Origin of the sequence: Aeromonas sp. S13(2024), from assembly GCF_041402405.1 — a bacterium.
GTDB lineage: Bacteria > Pseudomonadota > Gammaproteobacteria > Enterobacterales > Aeromonadaceae > Aeromonas > Aeromonas veronii.
On record NZ_JBGLRA010000002.1, the window covers coordinates 230,403 to 255,129 of the forward strand.

29 protein-coding genes are annotated in these 24,727 nt (G+C 57.4%); 21 read left to right on the plus strand and 8 right to left on the minus strand.

Annotated features, from left to right (window positions below):
* Nucleotides 1-33 precede the first annotated feature (33 nt).
* Entirely contained in the window at nt 34-810 is a 777-nt protein-coding gene (cmoM, locus tag ACB042_RS04730; protein WP_031227571.1) for a tRNA uridine 5-oxyacetic acid(34) methyltransferase CmoM, read from the minus strand.
* Between the two features lie 101 nt (nt 811-911).
* On the opposite strand from cmoM, the gene elyC reads away from it, so the two are divergent.
* From elyC to pfkA, 3 genes are all read left to right on the plus strand, one after another.
* Nucleotides 912-1,682: an envelope biogenesis factor ElyC gene (elyC, locus tag ACB042_RS04735; protein ID WP_371177919.1), complete on the plus strand. Its 771-nt coding sequence runs from the start codon at nt 912-914 to the stop codon at nt 1,680-1,682.
* A gap of 135 nt (nt 1,683-1,817) precedes the next feature.
* Nucleotides 1,818-2,573, plus strand: coding sequence for a triose-phosphate isomerase (tpiA, locus tag ACB042_RS04740; protein ID WP_047440675.1), 756 nt, complete (start codon nt 1,818-1,820; stop codon nt 2,571-2,573).
* Between the two features lie 149 nt (nt 2,574-2,722).
* On the plus strand, nt 2,723-3,694 hold the full coding sequence (gene pfkA, locus ACB042_RS04745; RefSeq protein ID WP_005336840.1) for a 6-phosphofructokinase: 972 nt from the start codon (nt 2,723-2,725) through the stop codon (nt 3,692-3,694).
* A 1,604-nt stretch (nt 3,695-5,298) separates the two neighbouring features.
* Here pfkA and ACB042_RS04750 read toward each other — a convergent pair.
* Entirely contained in the window at nt 5,299-6,540 is a 1,242-nt protein-coding gene (locus ACB042_RS04750) for a dicarboxylate/amino acid:cation symporter (RefSeq protein WP_371177920.1), read from the minus strand.
* A 270-nt stretch (nt 6,541-6,810) separates the two neighbouring features.
* Between ACB042_RS04750 and ACB042_RS04755 the strand changes: the two genes are divergently transcribed.
* The 3 genes from ACB042_RS04755 (at nt 6,811) to ACB042_RS04765 (ending at nt 10,280) form a co-directional block, all read left to right on the plus strand.
* The gene (locus ACB042_RS04755; protein ID WP_005336842.1) at nt 6,811-7,095 is read left to right on the plus strand and encodes a pyrimidine/purine nucleoside phosphorylase; all 285 of its coding nucleotides are present in this window, start codon (nt 6,811-6,813) and stop codon (nt 7,093-7,095) included.
* Between the two features lie 153 nt (nt 7,096-7,248).
* On the plus strand, nt 7,249-8,634 hold the full coding sequence (locus ACB042_RS04760; RefSeq protein ID WP_103252403.1) for an L-serine ammonia-lyase: 1,386 nt from the start codon (nt 7,249-7,251) through the stop codon (nt 8,632-8,634).
* A gap of 275 nt (nt 8,635-8,909) precedes the next feature.
* Nucleotides 8,910-10,280 carry an L-serine ammonia-lyase gene (locus ACB042_RS04765; RefSeq protein ID WP_005336844.1) on the plus strand — a complete coding sequence of 457 codons (1,371 nt, stop codon included), beginning with the start codon at nt 8,910-8,912 and terminating at the stop codon, nt 10,278-10,280.
* Between the two features lie 854 nt (nt 10,281-11,134).
* Here ACB042_RS04765 and ACB042_RS04770 read toward each other — a convergent pair.
* The gene (locus ACB042_RS04770; RefSeq protein ID WP_005360946.1) at nt 11,135-11,413 is read right to left on the minus strand and encodes a YcgL domain-containing protein; all 279 of its coding nucleotides are present in this window, start codon (nt 11,411-11,413) and stop codon (nt 11,135-11,137) included.
* 107 nt (nt 11,414-11,520) lie between these two features.
* Between ACB042_RS04770 and minC the strand changes: the two genes are divergently transcribed.
* The 5 genes from minC to mtgA all read left to right on the plus strand — a co-directional run bounded on the left by minC (nt 11,521) and on the right by mtgA (nt 14,640).
* Nucleotides 11,521-12,240, plus strand: a complete 720-nt coding sequence (gene minC / locus ACB042_RS04775; RefSeq protein WP_013723728.1) for a septum site-determining protein MinC — start codon at nt 11,521-11,523, stop codon at nt 12,238-12,240.
* 18 nt (nt 12,241-12,258) lie between these two features.
* A complete protein-coding gene (minD, locus tag ACB042_RS04780) occupies nt 12,259-13,071 on the plus strand; it encodes a septum site-determining protein MinD (protein WP_005336847.1) in 813 nt (270 codons plus the stop codon).
* Between the two features lie 2 nt (nt 13,072-13,073).
* Nucleotides 13,074-13,340 carry a cell division topological specificity factor MinE gene (gene minE / locus ACB042_RS04785; protein WP_005336848.1) on the plus strand — a complete coding sequence of 89 codons (267 nt, stop codon included), beginning with the start codon at nt 13,074-13,076 and terminating at the stop codon, nt 13,338-13,340.
* Nucleotides 13,341-13,537: 197 nt separating this feature from the next.
* Nucleotides 13,538-13,864, plus strand: coding sequence for an HI1450 family dsDNA-mimic protein (locus ACB042_RS04790; protein WP_005352317.1), 327 nt, complete (start codon nt 13,538-13,540; stop codon nt 13,862-13,864).
* Nucleotides 13,849-14,640, plus strand: a complete 792-nt coding sequence (mtgA, locus tag ACB042_RS04795) for a monofunctional biosynthetic peptidoglycan transglycosylase (protein WP_371177922.1) — start codon at nt 13,849-13,851, stop codon at nt 14,638-14,640. Before ACB042_RS04790 ends, mtgA begins: the two co-directional genes overlap by 16 nt.
* Nucleotides 14,641-14,643: 3 nt before the next feature.
* Here mtgA and ACB042_RS04800 read toward each other — a convergent pair whose 3' ends face one another.
* Nucleotides 14,644-14,772 carry a hypothetical protein gene (locus ACB042_RS04800; RefSeq protein WP_256689486.1) on the minus strand — a complete coding sequence of 43 codons (129 nt, stop codon included), beginning with the start codon at nt 14,770-14,772 and terminating at the stop codon, nt 14,644-14,646.
* Nucleotides 14,773-14,919: 147 nt separating this feature from the next.
* Between ACB042_RS04800 and ACB042_RS04805 the strand changes: the two genes are divergently transcribed.
* A complete protein-coding gene (locus ACB042_RS04805) occupies nt 14,920-15,243 on the plus strand; it encodes an HI1450 family dsDNA-mimic protein (protein ID WP_005336851.1) in 324 nt (107 codons plus the stop codon).
* A gap of 55 nt (nt 15,244-15,298) precedes the next feature.
* Here the strand turns inward: ACB042_RS04805 and ACB042_RS04810 are convergent, their stop codons facing one another.
* The gene (locus ACB042_RS04810) at nt 15,299-15,610 is read right to left on the minus strand and encodes a DUF1289 domain-containing protein (protein ID WP_236294547.1); all 312 of its coding nucleotides are present in this window, start codon (nt 15,608-15,610) and stop codon (nt 15,299-15,301) included.
* A gap of 1 nt (nt 15,611) precedes the next feature.
* The gene (locus ACB042_RS04815; RefSeq protein WP_371177923.1) at nt 15,612-16,472 is read right to left on the minus strand and encodes a S1 RNA-binding domain-containing protein; all 861 of its coding nucleotides are present in this window, start codon (nt 16,470-16,472) and stop codon (nt 15,612-15,614) included.
* 231 nt (nt 16,473-16,703) lie between these two features.
* Between ACB042_RS04815 and ACB042_RS04820 the strand changes: the two genes are divergently transcribed.
* The 4 genes from ACB042_RS04820 to ACB042_RS04835 all read left to right on the plus strand — a co-directional run bounded on the left by ACB042_RS04820 (nt 16,704) and on the right by ACB042_RS04835 (nt 19,087).
* Nucleotides 16,704-17,918: a UPF0149 family protein gene (locus tag ACB042_RS04820; protein ID WP_019445849.1), complete on the plus strand. Its 1,215-nt coding sequence runs from the start codon at nt 16,704-16,706 to the stop codon at nt 17,916-17,918.
* A 170-nt stretch (nt 17,919-18,088) separates the two neighbouring features.
* The gene (locus ACB042_RS04825) at nt 18,089-18,553 is read left to right on the plus strand and encodes a MarR family winged helix-turn-helix transcriptional regulator (RefSeq protein WP_005336856.1); all 465 of its coding nucleotides are present in this window, start codon (nt 18,089-18,091) and stop codon (nt 18,551-18,553) included.
* Between the two features lie 2 nt (nt 18,554-18,555).
* Nucleotides 18,556-18,744 (plus strand): DUF4250 domain-containing protein, encoded by a 189-nt coding sequence (locus tag ACB042_RS04830; protein WP_371177924.1) that lies wholly within the window; start codon nt 18,556-18,558, stop codon nt 18,742-18,744.
* Between the two features lie 163 nt (nt 18,745-18,907).
* Entirely contained in the window at nt 18,908-19,087 is a 180-nt protein-coding gene (locus tag ACB042_RS04835; RefSeq protein ID WP_019445847.1) for a hypothetical protein, read from the plus strand.
* Between the two features lie 183 nt (nt 19,088-19,270).
* On the opposite strand, the gene ACB042_RS04840 is transcribed toward ACB042_RS04835, so the two are convergent.
* The gene (locus ACB042_RS04840; RefSeq protein WP_005336864.1) at nt 19,271-19,858 is read right to left on the minus strand and encodes an FMN-dependent NADH-azoreductase; all 588 of its coding nucleotides are present in this window, start codon (nt 19,856-19,858) and stop codon (nt 19,271-19,273) included.
* A gap of 274 nt (nt 19,859-20,132) precedes the next feature.
* Between ACB042_RS04840 and ACB042_RS04845 the strand changes: the two genes are divergently transcribed.
* The 4 genes from ACB042_RS04845 to ACB042_RS04860 all read left to right on the plus strand — a co-directional run bounded on the left by ACB042_RS04845 (nt 20,133) and on the right by ACB042_RS04860 (nt 23,500).
* Complete coding sequence (locus ACB042_RS04845; protein ID WP_371178016.1) at nt 20,133-20,975, plus strand: DMT family transporter; 843 nt, start codon at nt 20,133-20,135, stop codon at nt 20,973-20,975.
* An 85-nt stretch (nt 20,976-21,060) separates the two neighbouring features.
* A complete protein-coding gene (purT, locus tag ACB042_RS04850; protein ID WP_371177925.1) occupies nt 21,061-22,239 on the plus strand; it encodes a formate-dependent phosphoribosylglycinamide formyltransferase in 1,179 nt (392 codons plus the stop codon).
* Between the two features lie 126 nt (nt 22,240-22,365).
* Nucleotides 22,366-23,025 (plus strand): hexitol phosphatase HxpB, encoded by a 660-nt coding sequence (gene hxpB / locus ACB042_RS04855; protein WP_005360961.1) that lies wholly within the window; start codon nt 22,366-22,368, stop codon nt 23,023-23,025.
* 271 nt (nt 23,026-23,296) lie between these two features.
* On the plus strand, nt 23,297-23,500 hold the full coding sequence (locus ACB042_RS04860; RefSeq protein ID WP_005336871.1) for a CPXCG motif-containing cysteine-rich protein: 204 nt from the start codon (nt 23,297-23,299) through the stop codon (nt 23,498-23,500).
* A gap of 174 nt (nt 23,501-23,674) precedes the next feature.
* On the opposite strand, the gene ACB042_RS04865 is transcribed toward ACB042_RS04860, so the two are convergent.
* Nucleotides 23,675-24,292 carry a riboflavin synthase subunit alpha gene (locus ACB042_RS04865; protein ID WP_371177926.1) on the minus strand — a complete coding sequence of 206 codons (618 nt, stop codon included), beginning with the start codon at nt 24,290-24,292 and terminating at the stop codon, nt 23,675-23,677.
* Between the two features lie 132 nt (nt 24,293-24,424).
* Here ACB042_RS04865 and ACB042_RS04870 point away from each other — a divergent pair, with 132 nt between their 5' ends.
* The gene (locus ACB042_RS04870; protein ID WP_113739999.1) at nt 24,425-24,631 is read left to right on the plus strand and encodes a YaeP family protein; all 207 of its coding nucleotides are present in this window, start codon (nt 24,425-24,427) and stop codon (nt 24,629-24,631) included.
* Nucleotides 24,632-24,727 lie beyond the last annotated feature (96 nt).

Below are 24,727 nucleotides of genomic sequence, written 5' to 3' on the forward strand. Positions count from 1 at the left end.
AACATGGTTCACATCGACGTGAACTGCGAGCAATCAGCTGGCCGGCTTCTGGGCCATCACATGGATATAGCGACCGAGGGCGACAAAAGGCTCCTGACGGCAATATTGCTGCTCCATGGCCAGCAGATCGTCGAACTTCTCCACCTGATCCTGCTTGTGACGCATATAGTCGTGGATCACCCGCACTCCGGTCTTGCCGATGATGCGCAGCCCCCCGCGACCAATCCAGTCATAGACCTGCTCCGGCAATTGGGGATTGGTGGGCGTAAGCGCAGTCTGGCGCTTCTTGCGAAGACCAAGGCGCACATAGTCAAAATTGCCCACCACCAGGCTCTGGAACAGCAAACCATGACGGTTGTAGAAAAGCAGCGACAGTATGCCCCCGGCATTGACGAAAGGGAACAGACCCAGCAAGGTCTGGCGCGGCTCGGCGAGCCACTCCAGCACCGCATGGCAGAGCACCAGATCAAAGGTGCCGGTCACGTGTTGCTTCAGATCCTGAATGGGGCAATGGATGAGACGGATTTTGTCTTCCAGCCCCTTCTCGGCGATCTGGCTGCGGGCCAGTTCCAGCATTTCTGCTGACAGATCGCATAGCTCCACCTGATGGCCCATGGCCGCCAGCTTCTGGGCGAAATAGCCAAAACCGCCCCCCGCATCGAGGATGCGCAGCGGACGGTTGCCAAGGCGGGCCAGGCAGGCTTCGATGTCGCTCCAGACAATGGTGGTGCGGATGCGCCCCTTGGTGGAGTCGTAAATGTTGCGGGCGAACTTGTCGGCGCGCCCGTCAAAACTCTGATCGTGCTTCAAGGAGAAACTCAACATTAGCGCCACAGGGTTGTGGCCATCCCAAAAAAGAGAGGTATTCTGTCACATCCCGAATTTGCTGAAAACTCAAGGAAGTGTCTGTCGTGTTTGTGCTCAAAAAGTGGCTGGGTCAGCTGTTGATGCCGCTCCCCTTCTCCCTCTCCCTGCTGCTGGTCGCCCTGCTGCTGCTCTGGTTCACCCGTTTTCAGAAAACCGGCAAGCTGCTGGCCACTCTCTCGCTGCTCATTGTGGCCCTGATGGGGATGCGGCCGATGAGCTATGAACTGGCCCGCGGGCTGGAGCAGACCTACCCGCCGTTCGAGGTGAGCCAGCATCCCAACATCGAGGCCATCGTGGTGCTCGGCAATGGCCATGTCAGCGACCCGGCGGTGCCGATGCGCAGTTGGCAGAATAATATCTCGCTGGCACGGACTCTCGAAGGGGTTCGCCTTGCCGAGGCCTATCCCGACGCAGAGCTGGTGTTCTCCGGCTATGTGTCGGGGGATCCCCTCTCCAATGCCGAGGTCAATGCCCGGATGGCCGAGAGCCTTGGCATTCCCCGCTCGCGGATGACGTTGTTTGAAAACAACAAAGACACTCATGATGAAGCTGTCAGTATCAGCCGCCACCTCAAGGGAAAAGAGGTGGCGCTGGTCAGTTCGGCCACTCATTTGCCACGTGCCATGGCCCTCTATCAGGGTCAGGGACTCAAGGCCGTGCCGGCCCCCACCGATTACACCGCCAAGCAGAGCCAGGTACCCCAGCCGCTCTACAGTTATTTACCCAAAGGGCGTTATTTGATGTATTCCGAAGCTGCCATCCACGAATGGATTGGGGTATGGTGGGCTCGCTTGCGGGGGCAGGTTAACGAATGAGCGATCAAGCGTTTCATTCCTGATTTGGATCAGGAAAGCGAAAAAAAATTACGTCATTTGCCGCCGGGTCAGCTATCTTGGGCTCGGTTCAATTCATATAATGTCGCGCAATCAAATGCCTAGGAGATTAAGAAGATGAGACAGCACCTGGTAATGGGTAACTGGAAACTGAACGGCACCAAAGCTTCTGTAGAAGCTCTGATCAAAGGACTGACCCCGGCTGCTGCCGCTCATCCTTCTGTACAAGTCGCCGTCTGCCCGCCGGTTATCTTTTTGGGTCTGGTTGAGCAACTGACCGCTGGCAGCAAGATTGCCTACGGTGCCCAGAACGCTGACGTTCACGAGTCTGGCGCCTTCACCGGCGAAAACGCCCCCTCCATGCTGAAAGCCTTTGGTTGCACCTACTCTCTGGTCGGCCACAGCGAGCGTCGTACCCTGCACGCAGAGACTGACGACGTGGTTGCTGCCAAGTACGAAGCGATCCAGAAAGGCGGCCTGATCCCGGTTCTGTGCATCGGTGAAACTCTGGAGCAGTTCGAAGCCGGCGTGACCAAGAACGTGGTTGAGACCCAGCTGAAAGCCGTTATCGACCGTTGCGGCATCGCCTCCTTCAACAACGCCGTTATCGCTTACGAGCCGGTATGGGCCATCGGTACTGGCAAGACTGCCACTCCGGAGATCGCTCAGTCCGTTCACGCTCACATCCGTCAGTACCTGGCCGGTTTTGATGCCGCCGTTGCTGCCAAAGTACAGATCCTGTACGGCGGTTCCGTCACTGGCGCCACTGCAGCCGACCTGTTCGGTCAGCCGGACATCGACGGTGGCCTGGTCGGTGGTGCGTCCCTGAAAGTGGACGACTTCTCCCAGATCATCGCTGGCGCTGCCAAGTAATCGCTGATTACGGCAAAGAGAGGGGCTCGTCCCCTCTCTTGTATCGCTTTTCCTATGGTGGCCCCCGCATCCCATATGAAAGCCGATATAGTAAAAGTGGCTTGTCTATTTAAACATTCGTATTTGACAACTCAGATCCAGAGGCACTCATGACCAAACAAATCAAACGTATTGGTGTTTTGACCAGTGGTGGCGACGCACCGGGTATGAACGCAGCCATTCGCGCCGTGGTTCGCGCCGGTTTGCATCATGGCCTGGAAGTTTACGGTATTTATGATGGCTACCTCGGTCTGCACCAGGATCGCATCGTCAAGCTGGAGCGTCACAGCGTTTCCGACGTGGTGAACCGTGGTGGTACTTTCCTCGGCTCCGCCCGTTTCCCTGCCTTCAAAGACCCCGCAGTGCGCGCCGAAGCAATCGAAAACCTGAAAAAGCACGGTATCGATGCGCTGGTCGTCATCGGTGGTGACGGCTCCTACATGGGTGCCAAGAAGCTGACCGAAGAGGGTTTCCCCTGCATCGGCCTGCCGGGCACCATCGACAACGACATCGCCGGTACCGACTTCACCATCGGTTTTGATACCGCCCTGAACGTGGTGGTTGACGCCATCGACCGTCTGCGCGACACCTGCAGCTCCCACCACCGCATCTCCGTGGTCGAGATCATGGGCCGCCACTGTGGCGATCTGGCCATGTCCGCCGCCGTTGCCGGTGGTGCCGAGTATGTGATCGTGCCGGAAGTAGCCTTCGACAAAGAGAAGCTGCTCAAGCAGATCAAGGAAGGCGAAGCCAAAGGCAAGAAGCACGCCATCATCACCATCTGTGAACATGTGACCGACGTGAACGCGCTGGCCAAGGACATCGAAGCCCTGACCGGTCGTGAAACCCGCGCCACCATCCTGGGCCATATCCAGCGTGGCGGTGCCCCGACTGCCCGTGACCGCATCATGTCCAGCCGTATGGGTGCTTATGCCGTTGAGCAGCTGCTGGCTGGTCATGGTGGTCGCTGCGTCGGTATCCAGCGCAACGAGCTGGTACACCACGACATCATCGACTGCATCGAGAACATGAAGCGTCCGTTCGATCAGGAGCTGTACAACCTCTCCACCACCCTGTTCTAAGCCAAACGGCTTTTAACCGGCTGTTGATGACAAAAACCCTCCATCGGAGGGTTTTTTATATCTTGCAAAAACGGGGGCATCGGCACGCTGTGTGACCCTCACCTTATGGGTTGCCTGATTCCCACCCCTTGCGCCATCTGACTGATCGTTAACGTCCACCTCCTCGCACCAACCGATATCAGCCAAAGATACCGTTCCGATATTGCCGTGGATGTTTTATCACTGCGAACCGGATTGCGTTGACCTGTGCTCTGTCGACCCTGAAACGAGCTTGTTCAGCCTCCTCGTCATACGCCGCTTTTTATATCTCAATCTTGTAGAAGGGACTCAGATATCTTCCCCAACCATGCTCCGGCGCAGCTCTCGTATTGCAATCACATGACTCACGCAGATGCACCGGCTACGCAAATCGCTACTCGCACCTAGCCCAGCTGAGCTCAGCCAGAGAGTGCGCCTCTGGCCGATTACGCACCTCACTCTTGCTGCGGCCATGTCTATTCCGAGGCCGGCGGGAAAATTGGCGGTGATAAAACAGCCAGCTGCTACTCTGTATCCCCCCGATGCACCGCTCTCCTCCCTATGAACCCAGTATATTGCTGTAAAAATGCGGAGACTCCGGACTGATAAAGTGATGGTGTGACAAGGGTTGGCAACCAGACTCTCTCCATAGACTTCTTTTGGATGGGCTATCTACGTCAGGAATCGTCAAATCATTGCCTTGCGCACTTTTTATGGCCTCAATGACACTATTACGAGGGTGAAAACTTACAAAACGCCACTTGAGCTCCATACAAAGCCCTTTGCCAGATCAGCCAACAGCTCACCAACCAATTGAATTTAAATGAAATAACCATAAAAACAGAATCTTGAATGCCTAACATGCCATAGCAGGTGATAAAATCAGCTCAATATGACAAAAATAGCCATCTCAACCAACCACACATACAAAGCAGTCATTTTATCAACTTGCACCTTGTTTTACCCCCTTGTTATGGTATCTTGACTACATCAACCAACAACTTAGGGAGAGAAAAATGAAAGAGTTTGTCGTTACTGCCGTTTTCACGGTGTTTTTCACCCTGGTTGCTGTCTCTCTGCCCTCACTGTCACAATTCTGAGCCGGATAGAGAGGCATCAATCCGGACCGACCCTCTTTGCCATGTCTGTTTAATCGCCACCAACTGGCGCTTTTCAGTAATAATGCCGAGATGGTCAACATAGATATGATTTCATCACGTTGACGCTGTTTCTTTCGCCACAAGGGTGTAACCAGGATGGTTTAACCATATGGCCTGATGGAGTAGAACCAGCAGCAGATCATATCCGAGGGGAGCAAGGCTCCCCTTTTTGTTACCCGCCGTTTGACAATCCCCTCCCCCGGCATCTACAACAGGCCGGTTGACGCCATACGGCCCATGCCCACAACTGATGTTTTCCCCTCCTGTACTCTCCATTCAACACAGCTAAATCCGTCAGCAATCTCTTGCACACCTTTGCTCTGATACTTGTCCGGCAGATATAAAAAAGCCCCCGCCATCATGGCAGGGGCTCGCGTTACGCAGTGTCAGCTTAAGGCTGTTATATCTCAGCCCAGTTCAAAGCAGTTATGCCTTGTTCCAACGCTGTGGGTCATATTCCGGGCTGAAGCGGTCAACAATGACAGCACAGGCCGCATCGCCGGTGATATTGAGGGAGGTGCGGATCATATCGAACAGTCGATCCAGCGCGAACAGCAGCGGCAACCCTTCGATGGGGATCCCGGCCGCCAGCAGCACGGCAACCACCAGGAAGCTTGGGCCCGGCACACCGGCCTGGCCGATCGCCCCCAGAGTGGAGGTCACAATGATGGCCGCCCAGGCACCAACGCTCAAATCGATGTTGTAAACCTGCGCGAAGAAGATGGCGACCAGGCCGTAATAGATGGCGTTGCCGCTCATGTTGATGGTGGCCCCCAGCGGCAACACGAAGGAAGCGGTCGCGTTGGTCACTTTCAGATCATGCTCGCAGGTCTCCATATTGACCGGCAGGGTCGCCATGGAAGAGGCGGTGGAGAAGGCCACGATCTGCGGCTTCTTCATGGCAGAGAGGTACTTCATTACCGGCGTATTGGAGAACATCATCACCAGCAGCGGATAGACCACAAAGCCGAAGATAAGGATGGCAGCCACATAGACCACGAACAGCTTGAGCACCAGGGTCAGCACATCGAAGCCATAGGTACCGATGGCTTCCGCCATCAGACCGAACACCCCGAGCGGCGCGATGATCATCACCTTGTTGATCATCCAGACGAAGGCATCCACCAGGGTATTGAGCCCATCGACCAGTGGCTTGGCCCGCTCGTGCGGCTGTTTGGCCAGCGCAATGCCGAGGAACATGCAGAACACCAGGATCTGCAGGATGTTTGCTTCGTTGAGGGAGTTGAAGACGTTGGTGGGGATCATGCCAAGCAAGGTGGCGACTGCATCCGGCAACGCCCCTTTATCGGCATAGTCACCGCCAAACATAGAGGCAACGGAAGCGAAATCGACCCCGACACCCGGTTTGAAGATCTGCCCCATTACCAGTGCCAGCAACACGGCCAACGCGGAGGTCACAAGGAAGAAAGCCAGCGTAGCCGCACCGATCTTGCCCGCCGCCGGGCTGGCGCCCAGATTGGCGGCGCCGGAGAGGATGGCAACCGCCACCAGCGGGATCACCAGCATCTTGATCAGCTGGATAAACAGGGTACCGAGCGGTGCAAACACGGTGGCTTGTTCACCCATGAACGCGCCGACCACTGCGCCCAGTACCATGGCGACCACAACCTGGAAGCCGATGTTTTTAATGAGTCCTTTAGTTAACACAATATGTTCCTTTATGTAGCAAAATTCACACTTTTCCCAGTGCAATTAACCAAACAGGGGAATGAGCGGCTGCCCATTCCCCTGTTTGCGCGTGTTATCTCACATTTAATTGCTGTTTTAAATCAGCAAATCATTAACCTTGGCTATTAATAAGTTTGCGAAAAAGTGAAGATTCAAAGCGGTCTCGGCGATTTTTACCTCATCCCCCATGACAACTGGCAAAAGATTGTGCTAGTTTGGCTGCACAAACGTACACACAGGGATGTAAAGATGCTGAAAGTTAACGAGTATTTCGACGGAAATGTAAAATCCATCGGTTTCGAACAAAAAGGCGAGAAATCAACCGTCGGGGTGATGAACGCCGGTGACTACCTGTTCAACACCGCCGCCCCCGAACGGATGACAGTGATCAAGGGCGCCCTCACCATCCAGCTGGCTGATGAAGATGAGTGGCACACCTACAGCCAGGGTGAATCCTTCCTGGTGGCCGGTCACTCTTCCTTCAAACTGGAAGTGAAAACTCCCACTGCCTATCTGTGCGAATTTCTCGACTGATCAGGCCGGTTGAAGGGGATCAGCCCCTTCAACCTTCTTGGTTCCCCCCAGCCCTATTATCTGTGTCCATGTCACAGCACCGCACATCCCCGCTTTCCATCCACGGCAAAAATCCTAGAATAAACAGACATAAACCATCACCGGATTGATGTTATGATCAGCGTGTTTGACCTGTTTTCCATCGGAATTGGCCCCTCCTCTTCCCATACCGTCGGCCCCATGCGTGCCTCTTACGCCTTCGTCCAGCAGCTCAAGCTGCAAGGCCATCTACCACAGGTCACGCGGGTCGAAGTGGAGTGTTACGGCTCGCTGGGCCAGACCGGCAAAGGGCACGGTACCGGCAAGGCAATCATTCTGGGGTTATCGGGCTTTGAACCGGAGTCGGTCGATATCGATGCGATTCCTGCCATTCTGGCTCGAGTGGAAAAGGAACAGAGCCTGCCGCTGGCAGGCGAGCAACCAAGCCATTTTCCCCGCACCGGTGCCATCATCTTCAACCGCCGCAAGACCCTGCCGGCCCACACCAACGGCATGACTCTGCGGGCCTTTGATAAAGAGGAAAACCTGCGCTTCAGCCAGACCTACTACTCCATCGGGGGCGGCTTCATCATTGAAGAGAGCCATTTTGCCACCGCCAAAGAAGAGGCCGCCAAGTCCGATGCCGAACACCCAGTCCCCTACCCGTTCGACAGCGGCGCCCAGCTGCTGGCCCACTGTCAGGAGAGCGGCCTCTCCATCTCGGGGCTGATCCTCGCCAATGAGCGGGTATTTCGCAGCGATGAGCAGATAAAAGCGGGGCTGCGCAAGATCTGGCAGGCGATGCAAGGCTGCGTGGATCGTGGCTGCAAGAGCGAAGGGGTGCTGCCGGGCGGCCTCAAGGTTCGGCGCCGCGCCCCGGGGCTGTTCCGCCAGCTCAGTTGCGAGACCAACTTCAACAAGGATCCGCTGATGGTGATGGAGTGGGTCGATCTCTTTGCGCTGGCGGTCAACGAAGAGAACGCCGCCGGTGGCCGGGTGGTCACCGCCCCCACCAATGGCGCTGCGGGCATCATCCCCGCCGTGCTGCACTACTACGATCGCTTCGTTCACAAGGTGGATGACGAGACGCTGATCCGCTACTTCCTCACTGCGGCAGCGATCGGCATCTTATATAAGAAGAATGCCTCCCTCTCGGGAGCAGAAGTGGGCTGTCAGGGTGAAGTGGGCGTGGCCTGCTCCATGGCGGCCGGCGCGCTGACCGAACTCCTGGGGGGCAGTCCGGCCATGGTGGAGAACGCCGCCGAAATAGGCATGGAGCACAATCTCGGCCTCACCTGCGATCCCATTGGCGGGCTGGTACAGGTGCCCTGCATTGAGCGCAACGCTATGGGCGCAGTGAAAGCGATCAATGCCGCCCGCCTCGCCCTGCGCGGCACCGGCGAGCACAAGGTGTCGCTCGACAAGGTGATCAAGACCATGTGGGAGACCGGCAACGACATGAAGACCAAATACAAGGAGACGGCCCGTGGTGGCCTCGCCGTTAACATTACCGAATGTTAAAAAACGGCAAATGACTCCATTTGGTTCCGAAATGCCCGGCATCGCCGGGTATTTTTATGGGCAAACGCTTAACAAAATGGATAAGCACAAAAATAAATTTTATACTCGCGCCTCAGATTCAACAAAAATAGATCTATTTCAACTTTTTTTAGGTCTGGAGCCGTTACACTACGGTTATCTGGTTCTGTGACCTGCGCTGACAAGCGCGTTCCATGGATCTCCCAAATTTCTGTGAGTGGGCATGCCGCCCCCTTCTACCCTGAGGTAATAGTGACATGATCAGCGTTTTTGATATCTTCAAAATCGGTGTAGGCCCCTCTTCTTCCCACACTGTTGGCCCGATGAAAGCGGCCAAACAGTTTGTTGACGAGCTGCGCGCGGGCGGCAAGATCCGCGATGTAACCCGGATCAATGTCGATGTTTACGGCTCCCTCTCTTGGACTGGCAAAGGCCACCATACCGACACTGCCATCATCATGGGCCTGGCTGGCAACCTGCCGGAAAATGTCGATATCGATGCCATCCCCGAGTTTATCTCCCGTGTTGAGCAGACCGAGCGCCTGCCGATCGGCCTGCACTGCCACACCGTCAGCTTCCCGCGTGACGCCATGGTATTCCACGACGAAGCCCTGCCGCTGCACGAAAACGGCATGAAGCTGACTGCTCTGATCGAAGATGAAGTGGTTTACAGCAAGACCTACTACTCCATCGGTGGTGGCTTTATCGTTGACGAAGAGAACTTCGGCAAGGCTGACAGCGGCGACATGTCCGTACGCTATCCGTTCAAGAGCGCCGCCGAGCTGGTTGCCCATTGCAGCCAGACCGGTCTCTCCATCTCTGCCCTGATGATGGAAAACGAGAAGTGCTTCAACACTCCAGAAGAGATCTACAAGAAGTTCGGCAAGATCTGGAACACCATGCGCGAAGGTATCGAGCGCGGCTGCCGTACCGAAGGCGTTCTCTCCGGCCCGCTGCGCGTACCCCGTCGTGCCGCACCGCTCTACCGTCAGCTCAACACCAACGAGAACCTCTCGAGCGACCCGATGAACATCGTTGACTGGGTCAACATGTTCGCTCTGGCCGTGAGTGAAGAAAATGCTGCCGGTGGCCGAGTGGTCACCGCCCCGACCAACGGCGCTGCCGGTATCATCCCGGCCGTACTGGCTTACTACGACAAGTTCATCCAGCCGGTTGGCCGCGACGAGTACACCCGTTTCTACCTGGCTGCCGGTGCCGTCGGCATCCTCTACAAGATGAACGCCTCCATCTCCGGCGCCGAAGTGGGCTGCCAGGGTGAAGTGGGTGTCTCCTGCTCCATGGCCGCTGCCGGTCTGACCGAGCTGATGGGCGGTAGCCCGGAGCACGTTTGCGAAGCTGCCGAAATCGGCATGGAGCACAACCTGGGTCTGACCTGTGATCCGGTTGCCGGTCAGGTACAGGTGCCTTGCATCGAGCGTAACGCCATCGCAGCCATGAAAGCGGTCAACGCCTCCCGTATGGCCCTGCGTCGTACCTCCAAGCCGCGCGTCTCCTTGGACAAGGTGATCGAGACCATGTACATCACCGGCAAGGACATGGACTCCAAGTACCGTGAAACCTCCCGTGGCGGTCTGGCCATCAAGGTGATGCAGGTTGCCTGCGAATAAATAAGGGTTACGACCCTCATCTGAACAAAGGCGGGATATCCCGCCTTTTTTATTGCCCGAATGGGATGCCAGGCACTTATACCGGCATACCGACCATTTCACTGTAGGGCGTCGCTGATATACCCTGCTACGCCACCGCAATGCGGATTGCATTGTCTGCATACCTCTCTAATTACATACCTTGATTAACTCTTCTCAATGCATTGAGAGGGACATTACGCCCCTACATGAAACCTGTACCTGCTATCTTGCCCCGGTCATGATTCCACAACTAATCGATATCGAGATGCCCCCTCAGCTCAATATCCCCCCTTTGGTCATACCCTTGTTTGGCAAGACGCGGTTACCGCTCACCCTGCGGATTATCACGCCGCCACATTGATTGCCTCCTATGTGGCACTTTCGTGCTCAGGGCAAACAATCAAGTACACAAACAGGGGGTTAGCTCATCATTTTGGCCACAGCGCATCGCGCAAACTGGTTTTAGCACAGTTATCATCGCCCTCTTTACGCGCCCTTTGATGGACAAATCATCACGCAGTGGAGGCCAAAAAAGCGCCCAAGGAAGAGGCTGAAAATAATCGATGAATGAGCCAATAGCCGTTGAAATGGAGGATATGAGTACGCGCCACTCGCTATTTTTGTGAGCGCCAGCAAAGGTTGAGGATATGGTGTTGGGAGCAGATTGACTTTCTATTTAAACAGCGAAAAGTGAATATCACCAAAGGGAGGGTTTAATTTGGCCAGATCCTGTCACGGGATTATCGCAAGCTACCTCTCCGGAGCCGGAATGCGTCATGCAGAGTCACAAAGAATTAGCCCCGCTTGGCAGAACGCACAACGGGGCTGGATATTCAGGATGGTTTTTTCAGGCTGGCCTTGTGCTGCTCCAGCAAATTTTCGGGAGGCGGTGGCACCTGCAGGTAGAACCCCTGGTTGGTCAGCGCGGCCATCACCTTGCCGACATCAGCCAGCCCCAAGGGCTTGGCCGGATCCAGCTTGGTCATCAGCACCAGCTCGGGACGCCCGAATGCGCTCAGCAGTGGCTCGGGAACGCGGGAGAAATCCTCTCTTTTTTCAACAAAAAGGTAGGTCTCGGCTTTTTTGCGACTTTTATAGACTGCACACAACATGGAAATTGATATAATCCGACGAGTTTATTGCCTCTGATGGGGGCAAACTATAACATCAGGAATTGAATAACAATAACGGATTAGCATCTCTGCCTCGGGGAAGATTCATGGTTGAGCGCGATAACGAATTGAAAGGGACCACCTTCACTATTTCTGTGTTGCATATCAGCGATGGCGAGCCTGAGCGGATACGTCAGTTGTTGGCCGAAAAAGTGGCCCAGGCACCCTACTTTTTTAATTGTGCGCCGCTGGTGATCAATGTTTCCCGTCTGGAACATATTCCCGATTTCGAACAGCTCAAGGAGCTGGTGGAGTCCGAAGAGTTTGTGCTGGTCGGCATCACGGGGGCGCGCAGTGAAGAGATGAAGACAGCCGCCAAGGCGGTGGGACTGGCCGTGATGGCCTCGGGCAAGAGTCGCAAGAGTGAACCGGAACCCGAGCCTGCCCCCGCGCCAGCCGCCCCTGAGGTGGTTCCCGAGCCCGAACCCGCCCCCTTGATCCCGAGCAAGGTACATGTGGGACCGGTTCGTTCCGGCCAGCAGATTTACGCCGCCGGCACCTCGCTGGTGGTGCTGGGGTCCGTCAGTCCGGGAGCCGAAGTGCTCGCCGACGACAGCATTCATATTTATGGCACCCTGCGTGGCAGAGCCATTGCCGGTGCCCGGGGCAATACCCAGGCCCGGATCTATTGCCAGCAATTACAGGCCGAGCTGCTCTCCATCGCGGGCACATTCCAGCTGAGCGATGCATTGCCGGCAGGCCTGATCCAGCAACCGGTACACGTCCGGCTGGACAACGAACAACTCCGAATAGACCGTATCAAATAGAGTTACAAGGAAGCGAGAATGGCGCGAATCATAGTCGTTACATCGGGTAAAGGTGGCGTTGGCAAGACCACAACCAGTGCGGCCCTGAGCACCGGCTTAGCCCAGCGTGGTCACAAGACAGTGGTCATTGACTTTGACATCGGTCTGAGAAACCTGGATCTCATCATGGGCTGCGAGCGGCGCGTGGTGTATGACTTCGTCAACGTCATCAATGGGGAAGCAAACCTCAATCAGGCGCTGATCAAGGACAAACGCTCGGAAAATCTGTTTATCCTGCCCGCCTCCCAGACCCGGGACAAAGATGCCCTCACCCGTGAGGGGGTCGAGAAGATCCTGGATCAACTGGCGGAGATGAAGTTCGATTACATCGTCTGCGACTCCCCGGCGGGGATCGAGGCGGGCGCACTGATGGCACTCTATTTTGCCGATGAAGCGATCGTCACCACCAACCCGGAAGTCTCTTCCGTGCGTGACTCCGACCGCATCCTTGGCATCCTGGCCTCCAAGTCCCGTCGCGCCGAGCGTGGCGAAGACCCCATCAAGGAGCACCTGCTGCTGACCCGCTACTGCCCGACCCGCGTCAACCGCGGCGACATGCTGAGCGTGCAGGATGTGCAGGAGATCCTGGCCATCCCGCTGCTCGGGGTGATCCCGGAGTCCCAGGCGGTGCTGCGCGCCTCCAACTCCGGCGAACCGGTCATTCTGGACAAGGAGTCCGATGCCGGTCAGGCCTACGAAGATGCAGTGTCCCGCCTGCTGGGCGATGCCAAGGAATTTCGTTTTCTGGAAGAAGAGAAGAAGGGCTTCTTTAGCCGACTGTTCGGGAGTTAAACATGTCATTATTGGATTATTTTCGTTCCAACAAGAAACAGAACACCGCACAACTGGCCAAAGAGCGGTTGCAGATCATTGTTGCTCACGAGCGTTCATCCAGAGGGGGGCCGGATTACCTGCCCCAGCTCAAGCAGGATATCCTCGATGTGATCCGCAAATACGTCAACATTGATCCGGAGAAGATAACCGTCCAACTGGATCAGAAGAGTGATGAGCTGTCGGTACTGGAGCTCAACATCACCTTCGCCGATGACAAGAAGGGATGAGCTGACGCCCTATGCGTGACCCCTTCCCCCAATGAAGACCGGATCCTGTCACTGGATCCGGTTTTTTATTGGCACAAAAACAGGTCACAGCGGCTCGCCTCATCTCGCCAAGGGGTCTGCCGACCGCTAGAATAGCGCCGCCCCGCAGGTTGTGATCTGCGCCGGCACCTTTTTCTCTTTTCTGGAACAGACCGCTTATGTCTATGAATGACGAAATGCACAGCGTCGAGGAACTGCTCGATACCGCCCTTGAACTCTTTATGGAGCTGGCCTCTGACAACCTGCCGGAGCAGGAGATCGCCCGTTTCAATCAGGAGTTCAACGACCGCGGCCTGCTGGCCGAAACCGACCCGGCCGATGACTGGGAAGCGGACGTGGGTTTTGCCGTGAGCGACACCGACTATGCCGAGATCTGGGTTGGCCTTGGCAATGAAGAACAAGAGTATGAGCACCTGTTTGCCCGCATGCTGCTCTCCCGCCGTGTTGACGAGAAGTTCTGCCACATCGAATGGCTGCCCCAATAATTCCGGATCCCGATGATCCCAGCCACTATCAGTGGGAGTCTGGCCCTGACGCCGTGGCCCCCGTGCGCCCATCTGCATCCCTTGGGCGCCGGGTGTTGAGGTGGGCAGGCAAGATCGCGCTGGCCGGGCTGCTCTGCTCGGTCGGCTCGGTCGCCTTGTTGCGTTTTATCGATCCGCCGATGTGGAGCTGGCGTATCGAGCGGGCCCTCTTTCCGCCCGCCAAGATCACCCAGGTACGCCATCAATGGGTAGATCTGGAATCCATCTCCAAGGAGCTGCAACTGGCGGTGATCGCTGCCGAGGATCAGCGCTTTGCCGATCACAACGGCTTTGACATGGATGCGATCAACGCCGCACTCAAGCACAACCAGCACAGCGAACGGGTACGCGGCGCCAGCACCCTCAGCCAGCAGACCGCCAAGAACCTCTTTATGTGGAGTGATCGCAGCTTCCTGCGCAAGGGGCTGGAGGCCTGGTTTACCCTGCTGATGGAGCTGGGTTGGGACAAGGCCCGCATTCTCGAGGTCTATCTCAATATCGTGGAGTTCGGCCCCGGCATCTATGGCGCCGAAGCCGCCGCCCGCACCTACTTTGGCAAACCGGCCAGCCGCTTGACCCGCTACGAGTCATCCCTGCTGGCCGCCGCCTTGCCCAATCCGTGGCGCTATCGGGTCAAGCCCCCTTCACCCTATGTGCAGAAGCGCTCTGCCTGGATCCGCCGCCAGATGGGGCAACTGGGTCAGATCACCCTTAATCGGGTGCATCAGGCCGACTGATCCTCAGGGCTCATCGGGTTTCTCCGGTGGGCCCAGATGGCCGCCCACCATCTCGCGGTGAAGCGGCAGATAGTGCCACCACCAGGCCTCGCGCCGTCGCTTGATCTGTTGCCGCCGTCCCCGCTGCTTCATCCCCTTACTCCCTGCCAGATGATCCGCGCCTTAACCATACTCCCCCAACGGCAACTTGGACAGGCCTGCCACGCCCGGCGCACTGGTCTGGCCGCCACAGCCAATAATTGTTACAGTAGCGAACCTCGATGTATCTGGAGTGATTTCATGGAACAGCGTACCCCGGATCAGCTGGTCGAATGGGCCTATGATCAGTTTCTTGAGCAGGCCGCCGATATGCTGGCCCCCGAACAAATAGTCGACATCACCCTGGAGTTTGAGCAGCGTGGCGCCGTGGAGGCGACTCTGCCCAATGCCGACTGGTCGACCGAGCTTGGTGAGCCGGTCGATATGGAGCGCTGGGTCGAAGTGTGGGTCGGTTTGCTGGATCATCAGGATGAGTTTGAGGTGATCTTCGCCACCTTTCTGCTGCCCCGTCTGCTGACCGAAGATCAAGTGCATGTGCGCTGGCATCGCCAGCAGCAGGCATAAAAAAGGCGCCATCGGCGCCTTTCTTGTTTCTGTGCACTCTTATTGCTGTTCTCTGCTAATCCTGCGCCGCGATGGCCTTGGCCAGACAGCGGCGGCACCAGCAAGCGCTGGCCTCCTGCATCGGCAATACCGGCAACTGGCTGCACCAGCACTGGGCGATGGTCTGACCGGCAGAGACGGCACAATAGGCCGGTTCGCCACAACCCGGGCAGTGGTGGGTACTTTTCGAGCCATCCAGCTCGGCCATCACCGCCAGCTGGGCCTTGCTATCCATCGCCGACCAGTGGCCGATCTCGGTCAAGGTACGGCCACAACCAAGGCAAAGCCCATCTTTCGCCTTGCAGAGGCCAACACAGGGACTCGGCATCTTATTCGCTATCCACTGCCGAGTCGGTCTCTGTGGCCACCAGAGTGATGGCGTTATCTTCGATGACAATCTTGCCCTGCTTGTAGAGGCCGCCGATTGCCTTCTTGAAAGTGCCCTTGCTCATGCTGAACAGCTTGTAGATGAGCTCGGGTTCGCTCTTGTCACCCACCGCCAGACTGCCGCCCTGCTTTTTCATCCGGCTCAGAATGCGCTCACCGGCATCATCAACCCGCGAAAGACCCGGCTTTTGCAGGGTCAGATCGAGCTTGCCATCTTCGCGCACCTGCTTGACCCAGGCGGTTTGCGGCCGACCGGTCATCACCCGGCCAAACACCTCGTTCTTGAACAGCATGCCGGGATACTGACCGTTGACGATCACCTTGATGCCAAGGGGCGAGTGCTCCCCCGGCAGCGCGGTCACTTCGTCACCGACCTTGAAGTTGCTGCCGGCCGGGGTCAGGAAACGCTCGATGCGGCTGGTGCCGACCATGCGCCCTTCGTTATCCAGTTGCAGACGTACCAGATAAACGTGGCCCACCTGCATCGGCTTGTTCTGCTCGCGGCTGGGCACAAACAGATCCTTTTTCATGCCCCAGTCGAGGAAAGCACCAATCTTGTTGGCATTGACCACTTTCAGACCGGCAAATTCGTCCACCATGGCAAATGGCTTGTCGGTGGTGATCACCGGCTCGCAATCGGCATCCAGATAGAGGAAGACCTGCACGCTATCCCCCTCTTTCACCCCTTCCGGCAGTTGACGCTTGGGCAGCAGCAGTTCACCGTACTCATCGGCCGCAAGCCAGGCGCCACGATCTTCGAGTTCAACAACGGTGAGGGTGTTCATCTTGCCAATCTGTATCATGGTGCTCTCTTTTTTCATTACCCGGATGGGCCAACTGAACATGGCCCCTATGGGCGCGCATGTTACCTCAAGAGCGGTGATCCGGCCTAGTCCCCAAGCCACCACGAGCCGCCCTTTCGCCCCTATCTTATCCGCCAATGGTGATTAAATCGCCAAACAGGCGGCCATTTGCTGCAAATAACCCCACTTTTAGGTAGACTTCGCGGCTGTTCAAATCCAGAGGAACTGTCGATGAACCCATCCACTCGTACCCGCCATCTTAATCAATGGATCCAGAGCCACAGCGATCAGGACATGACCTACCCGGCCCTGCACGGTTTTCTCTGTGCTCGTCTGGTGGGGCCGGAAAGCCCTGACTGGCAACGCCCGCTGGCTGGTCTGCTGGAACAGGATGCCGAGTTGGATGAAAAAAGCGCAGAAGCCCTCAACCACCTGATCGCCGAGCTGGAATCCCAAGCCGACGACGCTCAGCTGGCCCTGCCCAGCCAGTGCCGCCTGCCCAGCGATAACCCCGAGCAGGTGTTCGAACAGAGCCACCCCCTCGGTCAATGGTGTTATGGCTTCAGCATGGGTTTTGCCACCTGGCCCAAGCCGAAGGATTTGAACGACCCGACCACCCAGTACCGCTTCAGTCTGGCCGCCGAGCTGAGCCTGTTTCGCGACAAGCAGATGGCCCAGATGCTCTATAGCGCCGCCGCCAGCGAACTCCCCTTTGTCGAGTTCTGCAAACGACAGCGCCAGAATATGAAAACCGCCCTCAACCAGTTGCTCAACCTCGACCAGTATCAGGCCGCCCCCAGCGCTGATGTGGCCCTCAATGGCGAGCAGGCCCAACAGTGGCAGACCTGGTTCGAGCTGGCCGACAGCTGCCGCGATCATCAGGCCCGCCTCGGCTGGTTCGAGAAGATCATCGCCGATGCCACTCCGCTCTTTGATGAAGCCTTCTGGCAGCAAATCGCCGGCCACGGCTGGAGTGCCCCCGAGCTGCGTCCTCTGCTGGCCGCCAGAGCCGGCCGCGCCGACTGCCTGCTGCGCCTTGGCAAACTGGGCGAGGCCAAAGCGGAGTATCTGGCGCTGCTGACAATCTGCGTGGCCGATGAGCTGGGTTGCCGCTACAACCTCTCCACCCTCTATGCACTGCAAGGGGATTGGCAGGCGTTGGCCGCCCTGCTGGTGCGCTTCGATGAAGCCTCCAGCTGGTTGCTCTATAACAAGGCGCTGATGGTCTTTGCCACCGAGGGTGCCGAGGCAGCCAAGCCCCATCTGCTGGTCGCCATCGAGGCCAACCCGCACATTCCGGCCTGCCTGCTGGGTCAGCGCAAGCTGCCCAAACAGGAGCCACAAAGCTGGCAAGCGGGCAGCCGCGACGAGGCCGCGCTCTACGCTATCCACACTCGTGAGGCCTGGCTCAAGCAGAACGCCCTCATCTGGTTGCGTAAAGGCTGAACAGCGTTGGCTTAAAATCCCGTCGGTCAGACCCGGTTTTTCCTTGAGGGCGTGCGCCACCGCACATTTCATCGCAACCGGGTCAGACAAATCAGCTTGAGTTTCGTATCATCAATGTCAAAGTATCAAAAGAAACTGCATCTGATGCAGCCGTCACAGCAGGGTGTAATATGTCAAAAATCATAGCGTTACTCGCTCACTACCCGCCCTATCAGTTGGTACATGCCGCCGAGATGCTACGGGATACCTTCGAACAGTTTTATGAACAGCGTTACCAGCTGACCGTGCCGCAATGGCGCCTGATGATGGTGCTCGGCCCCAACTACCCCATCAGCCAGAAAGAGCTGGTCGAGGCGAGCGGCATGGACAAGGTGCGCATCTCCCGCGAGATCCGCCGTCTGGTTGAAAAAGGGATCATCTTTACCGAGAGCAGCGAGCAGGATAAACGCATCAGCCTGGTCTCCCTCACCAATGCCGGGCTCGCCCTCTTCCTGCAGCTCAAGAGTGAAGCGGGCAGCTGGCAACATACCCTGACAGACTATTTGCCTAGCGAATCCCGCGAGGCGATCCGCCAGCATCTGCACAGCGTCAGCGCCGCCATCGAGCAACTGCAATCACTGGATCGGGAGAAATAATCATGGATTTGAAAAAGTTCGCCACCATGGACATCAACATGCTGCTGAGCGTCGTCAATATGCAGCTGCGTGATCGCTATGACGATCTGGATGATCTCTGCAAAGCGCAGGATATCGATCAGGCGGCACTGGAAGCGCGGCTCGCCGGTGGCGATTTTCACTACCAGCCAGCGCAGAAACAGTTCAGATAAAGAGAGCTAGCGGGATCGGGATCACAGCGCCAGTGATGGCGCTGGCTCTGCGGTAAAAACCTGATATGGTCTGAAGAGCCCCAACAGGGTGATGCACGGATACATCACCCTGTCACAAGAGGGCATTAAAATCGTTTCAGGTGAGCAAACCAAGGATGACCCCATGATATTGATGACCCGACAGAGCCTGTTGATCACGCTCTGTACCCTGTTGATGATCAGCCTCTTCACACCCCACATGCCGCAAAGTACCGAACAGTGGCTAACCACCCTCTTGCTTGGCCTGCTGGTCACGGTGGCATTGCTGCTGGTGCGTGGTTGTCGCCGCTTTATGATGGAGTAGTGACTCCGCCAGAGCGTCTATACCGACCGCTTGCCGCGATACTCTCTGTAGCAGCAACGTCTGTCGCAATCATATCTAGCCCAAAAACAAACGCAGCCTGATGGCTGCGTTCTTGTATCTGGCGGGGCAACCCCTTGAAGAGATAATCCCTGACGGGATAGAGAGCCCTTATAGAGAGAGCCCTTAGATAGCCAGAGCCTCAAGCTGCGCTTTGGCCGCTTCCATCCCCTTGCTCTGGGCATCCGGGCCCATACCCATCCCCTCTGCGTAGATGAAATCCACCTCTTTGATACCGATGAAACCGAGCACGGTACGCATGTAGGGAGTGACCAGATCGGTGGCACTGCCAACGTGCATGCCGCCACGGGGGCTGATCACCAACGCACGGGTATTTTCAACCATACCGACCGGACCGGTCTCGGTATAGCGGAAGGTGACGCCAGCACGAGCCACCAGATCGATCCAGTTTTTCAGCTGGGTCGGGATGTTGAAGTTGTACATGGGGGCCGCAATCACCACCAAGTCGCTCGCTTTGAGTTCGGCGATCAGCTCGTCGGACTGGGCGATCACCGCCAGTTGACGTTCATTGAGGTTGTCACCACCGCGCAGGCCGGAGGCCAGCTCGCCATCCAGCACCGGTAGGTTGAGGGCTGCCAGATCACGCACGGTGACGACATCATCCTGATGGTCAGCCAGGAAGCCGTCGATCAGGGCGTTGGATTGGGAATATTGACCCAGGATGCTGGATTTGAGTACGAGGATATTGGCCATGGTGAAACTCCATTTGGTTGTCGGTTGAACAGCGTTGCTGTCGATGGAGGTCACTCTAAACATTGTGCTTATTTGCTGATAGCGAAAATAGATGCTCAACTTGTTCAAATTTTTTGATGCAAGGCCACTTCCTCGCCAGCCAACCCTGCGGCCGCGCTTCAACCCTTGGCAGAACAAACGATTGCCGTTATGATCCGCCGCACTTTTTTCCAGCGACCCGGATCCCATGATACCCTCGCGCAGGCATTCTCCTTTGGCCGGTGCAGTCTGGATGATGGTGGCAGGACTCTGCTTCGCCGCCGTCAACAGCCTGAGCCAGTATGTCAGCTTCAAACTCGGCCTTACCTCTACCCAGGTCGCCTTCCATCAATACCTGATCGCCCTGATCTGCCTATTGCCCTGGCTGGTGCGTCACGGCCTGCGCCAATCCTTGATGACCAATCAGTTCCGGCTGCACCTGTTGCGGGTATTGCTGGCGGTAGTCGGCATCCAGCTCTGGCTCTGGGCACTGGCGTACCCCGTCCCCATCTGGCAGGGGATCGCCCTGCTGATGACCTCGCCGCTGTTTGCCACCCTAGGCTCCGCCCTGCTGCTCAAGGAACAGGTGAGCCGCACCCGCATTCTGGCCACCCTGGCGGGCTTTGCCGGCGCCATGCTGATCCTCGCCCCCTGGACTGACGAATTCAACTGGGCCTCCCTACTGCCGGTGGCGGCGGCGCTGTTCTGGGCCGGCTACTCCCTGATGGTGCGCTATCAGGCAGCCAACGAATCATCCCACACCATAGTGGTGTATCTGTTTATCTTCAGTACCCCGTTCAACGTCATGCTGGCCCTGCCGGAGTGGCAGTGGCCAAGCGAGAGCCAATGGCTGCTGGTAGCCGCCTCCGGCGTGTTGACGGCACTGGCCCAGATGTCCATCGCTCGCGCCTACAGCGTGGCGGAGGCCTCCTTCGTGCAGCCTTTCGATTTTGCCAAGCTGCCGATGAACGTGCTGGCAGGCTGGCTGGTATTTGGCTGGGCGCCCCCCGGCCGTCTGTGGCTTGGCGCCGCCATCATCATTGGCGCCATTACCTTGCTGACCCATCTGGAGCAGCGCGCTCACAAACCCGTTTCCTGAGGTACGCCATGCGTGCCTCTTTTTTTGTCCGCTATTTGTGTAATAGCGATCATCAACAATGACCATCGACATCAGGAGAGATCGTATGTTTGGAACCGCAACCCGCCCCGGCGCCACCCGTGCCCTGCTGCTGGGCTCCGGCGAACTTGGCAAGGAGGTCGCCATCGAGTTGCAACGGTTCGGGATCGAAGTGATCGCCGCCGACCGCTACCCCAATGCCCCCGCCATGCAGGTGGCCCACGCTGCCCACGTGCTGGACATGCTCGATGGCAACGCCCTGCGTGCCCTGGTTGCCGAGGTTAAACCCGACCTCATCATCCCCGAGATTGAAGCGATTGCCACCGATACCCTTGCAGCCCTTGAGCAAGAAGGGGTCAAGGTAGTGCCCAACGCCCGCGCTACCCAGCTCACCATGAACCGGGAAGGGATCCGCCGCCTCGCCGCCGAGACCCTGGGCCTGCCCACCTCCCCCTACCGCTTTGCCCAGAGCAAGGAGGAGTTTGTCGCCGCCGTCGAGACCATCGGCCTGCCCTGCGTGGTGAAGCCGGTGATGAGCTCATCCGGCAAGGGACAGAGCGTACTGCGCGATCTCGCCAAGCTGGATGAGAGCTGGACCTACGCCCAGGAGGGTGGCCGCGCCGGTCGTGGCAAGGTGATCGTCGAGGGCTTCGTTCCCTTCGAGTACGAGATCACCCTGCTCACAGTACGCGCCGTTGATGGCATTCACTTCTGCGACCCTATCGGCCACCGGCAGGAAGATGGCGACTACCGCGAATCCTGGCAGCCACAGGTGATGAGCGAGCTGGCGCTGGCCCGATCCAAAGAGGTAGCGGCCAAGGTGGTCGAGGCCCTCGGTGGTTACGGCCTGTTCGGAGTCGAGCTCTTTATAAAAGGCGATGAAGTGTGGTTCAGCGAAGTCTCGCCGCGTCCCCACGATACCGGCATGGTGACCCTGATCTCTCAGGATCTCTCCGAGTTCGCCCTGCATGTGCGCGCCATTCTGGGGCTGCCGGTCGGCACCATCACCCAGTACGGGCCGAGCGCCTCCGCCGTGGTACTGCACGAAGGGCACAGCCAGAATATCCGCTATCAGGGGATTGGTGAGGCATTGGCGCTGGTGCCGGGCGCCCAGCTGCGGCTGTTTGGCAAGCCGGAGATCGCCGGTCGCCGCCGTCTTGGCGTGGCGCTGGCCCGCGCAGCGGATTGCCAGGATGCGGTGGAAAAAGCCAAAGCCGTGGCCGCCAAGGTCGAAGTACTGTTCTAAGGGCTTTTTTGCCACAGCAAAACAAACGTTTGCCGATGTGATCGGGCGCAAGGGGCATGGCAATGCCCCTTTTGCATTTCCCCGTCAGGCTTATAATCCCCTCTTCAAATTTGTCAGGAGTACAAGATGTTAGCTGCCGTGATCTTCGATATGGATGGTGTTCTGATCGACTCGGAACCCTTTTGGCAACGGGCCCAGATCGCCGTTTTCTCCGAACTGGGTCACCCCCACACCGTCGAGGATTGTGAATCGACCATAGGCGTGCGCATCGATCAGCTGGTTGCCCACTGGTATCGCCTGCGCCCGTGGAGCGGCCCAACTCAGGAAGAGGTAGTACAGCGCATTCTGGATCGGGTCAACGCCCTGATCCTCTCCGAAGGTCAGGCCAAAGCAGGTGTGCTGGAAGCGCTCGACCTTATCGAGGCCCGCGGGCTGAAAGTGGGTCTGGCTACCTCATCACCCTTTGCGATGGTAGAAGCGGTGCTCGGCAAACTTGGCATTCGCGATCGCTTTATGGCGGTTCACTCCGCTGAAGTAGAGCGTTTCGGCAAACCGCACCCGGATGTCTACATCCACGCCGCCGAAAAGCTGGGAGTGGAACCGGTACACTGTCTGGCCATCGAAGACAGCTTTACCGGTCTGCTGGCGGCCAAGGCGGCCTCCATGACCGCGTTGATCGTGCCGGATCCCGCTTTAGTGGGTGACCCACGCTTGGCCATCGCCAACTACCAGCTCGGCTCGCTGGCCGAGCTCAATGCCGACATGTTGGCCAGCTGGGTCAAGTAGCGCCTATCGGCGCCTTGTTGCGCTCGCGTTCTCATATCCGCAGGGGGCTCCAGCCCCCTGTGATTGCCAAACAACCGTTGGCAATTTCCCTCTTTTCACCTGTCATTCTCAACCAGATTGTTCCTCTCGCACACGACCACTCCAACCGGTTGCACCTTGCCATCCCTCAGGCTTGATCTCTGTCATAAACGTGCGTTTGCTCGCGGTTAACCCCCAGCAGCCCAACTAGAATCAGGATAGATAGGCGGCCCCAGGGCCCGAGGAGGTTATCATGATCGAGTACACCAGCAAGCGCATCGTCTGCCCTCACTGTGGCCACCATACCCGGGTCGAGCTGGATGCCAGCCAGGGTGATCAGGAGTTTTACGAAGATTGCATGGCCTGTTGCAATCCGATCCACCTGCGGCTTCACCGCGACGAAGCCCGCGACTGTTTGCAGCTGTTTGTGGATGCGGATGACGAGCAACTGTTTTGATTACGAGTCACAAAAAGCCGAGCAGCTGCTGTGCCTTCAAGTCGCAAAGAGCTGAGCAGATGTTGTGACTGCGAGTCATAAAAAGTTGAGTGGATATTTTCACCATATAAATAACAAGGGCCTGCACACTGCAGGCCCTTGCTTATGAGGCGATTAACACCGAGCCGTTTCCTTTCAGTGACCCCCGCGTGCCGCCAGCACCCGCTCAACGGTATCGACGATGGCCTGGGTCTGGGGATCGATCTCGATGTTGGTCAGCCAGCCAGCGCGCACCCAGCCGAGGTTGGTGCGAGCCAGCGTCTCGGGGATCAGGTGAACGCAAAACTCACTCTCGCGCACCTCGCCGATGGTCAGGCTGATGCCGTCGATACCGATATACCCCTTGGTCAGCACATATTTCATCAGCTCGGGGGCGAGGCGATACCACACCTGACGGTTGTTGGGGGTGTCGATCACCGAGGTAACCTCTGCCATGCCGATGATATGGCCAGACATGGCATGACCGCCGATCTCGTCACCAAAGCGGGCAGCCCGCTCCACATTGACCTTGTCCCCCACCTTTAGCAGGCCGAGGTTGGTGAGACGCAGAGTCTCCTGCATCAGATCGAAGCTGACCAGATCCCCCTCAACCCGGGTGACGGTCAAGCAGCAACCGTTGTGAGCGACCGAGGCGCCGAGGGCCAGCTCTTCCCCCCACGCCAAGCTTGGCATGCGGATAACATGGGTACGGAAGTTGGGTTGCTCCTCGATGGCCACCAGTTCGGCGGTCCCCTGCACTATGCCAGTGAACATCTCTCGTCTCCTGCTACGGCAAAAAGGGCAGGTTAACCTCGGGCAGAGGGTGAGACAAGGGTACAGGCTGACAAGCTTGCGTCCGATCGCTATAGTGACGCCGTTCACATCCGGGTAAACAAGGAAAAAGAAATGCAGGTATATCAATGTTGTGAAGCGATCCGTATCGCCTATAACCAGATTGGCTCCGGCGAGCAGGGCTATGTGCCGAAGGCCATCGCCGCCACTATCCGCGCCCTCAACGCGGTCGCCGCCGATGAGCGGGTGCCCGCCGAACTGCGTGAACAGGCCGCCTATGCGGCAGCCAACCTGCTGATCAGCGATCACGAAGACGCCTGATCCCGCTGCCGGGGCGGCAACTATTTCGTCCTGGCTGAATTTCAGGCTAGAATGCCTCCCCCACCCTTTGCACTTTCGTCCGAAAGTGCAAAGGCT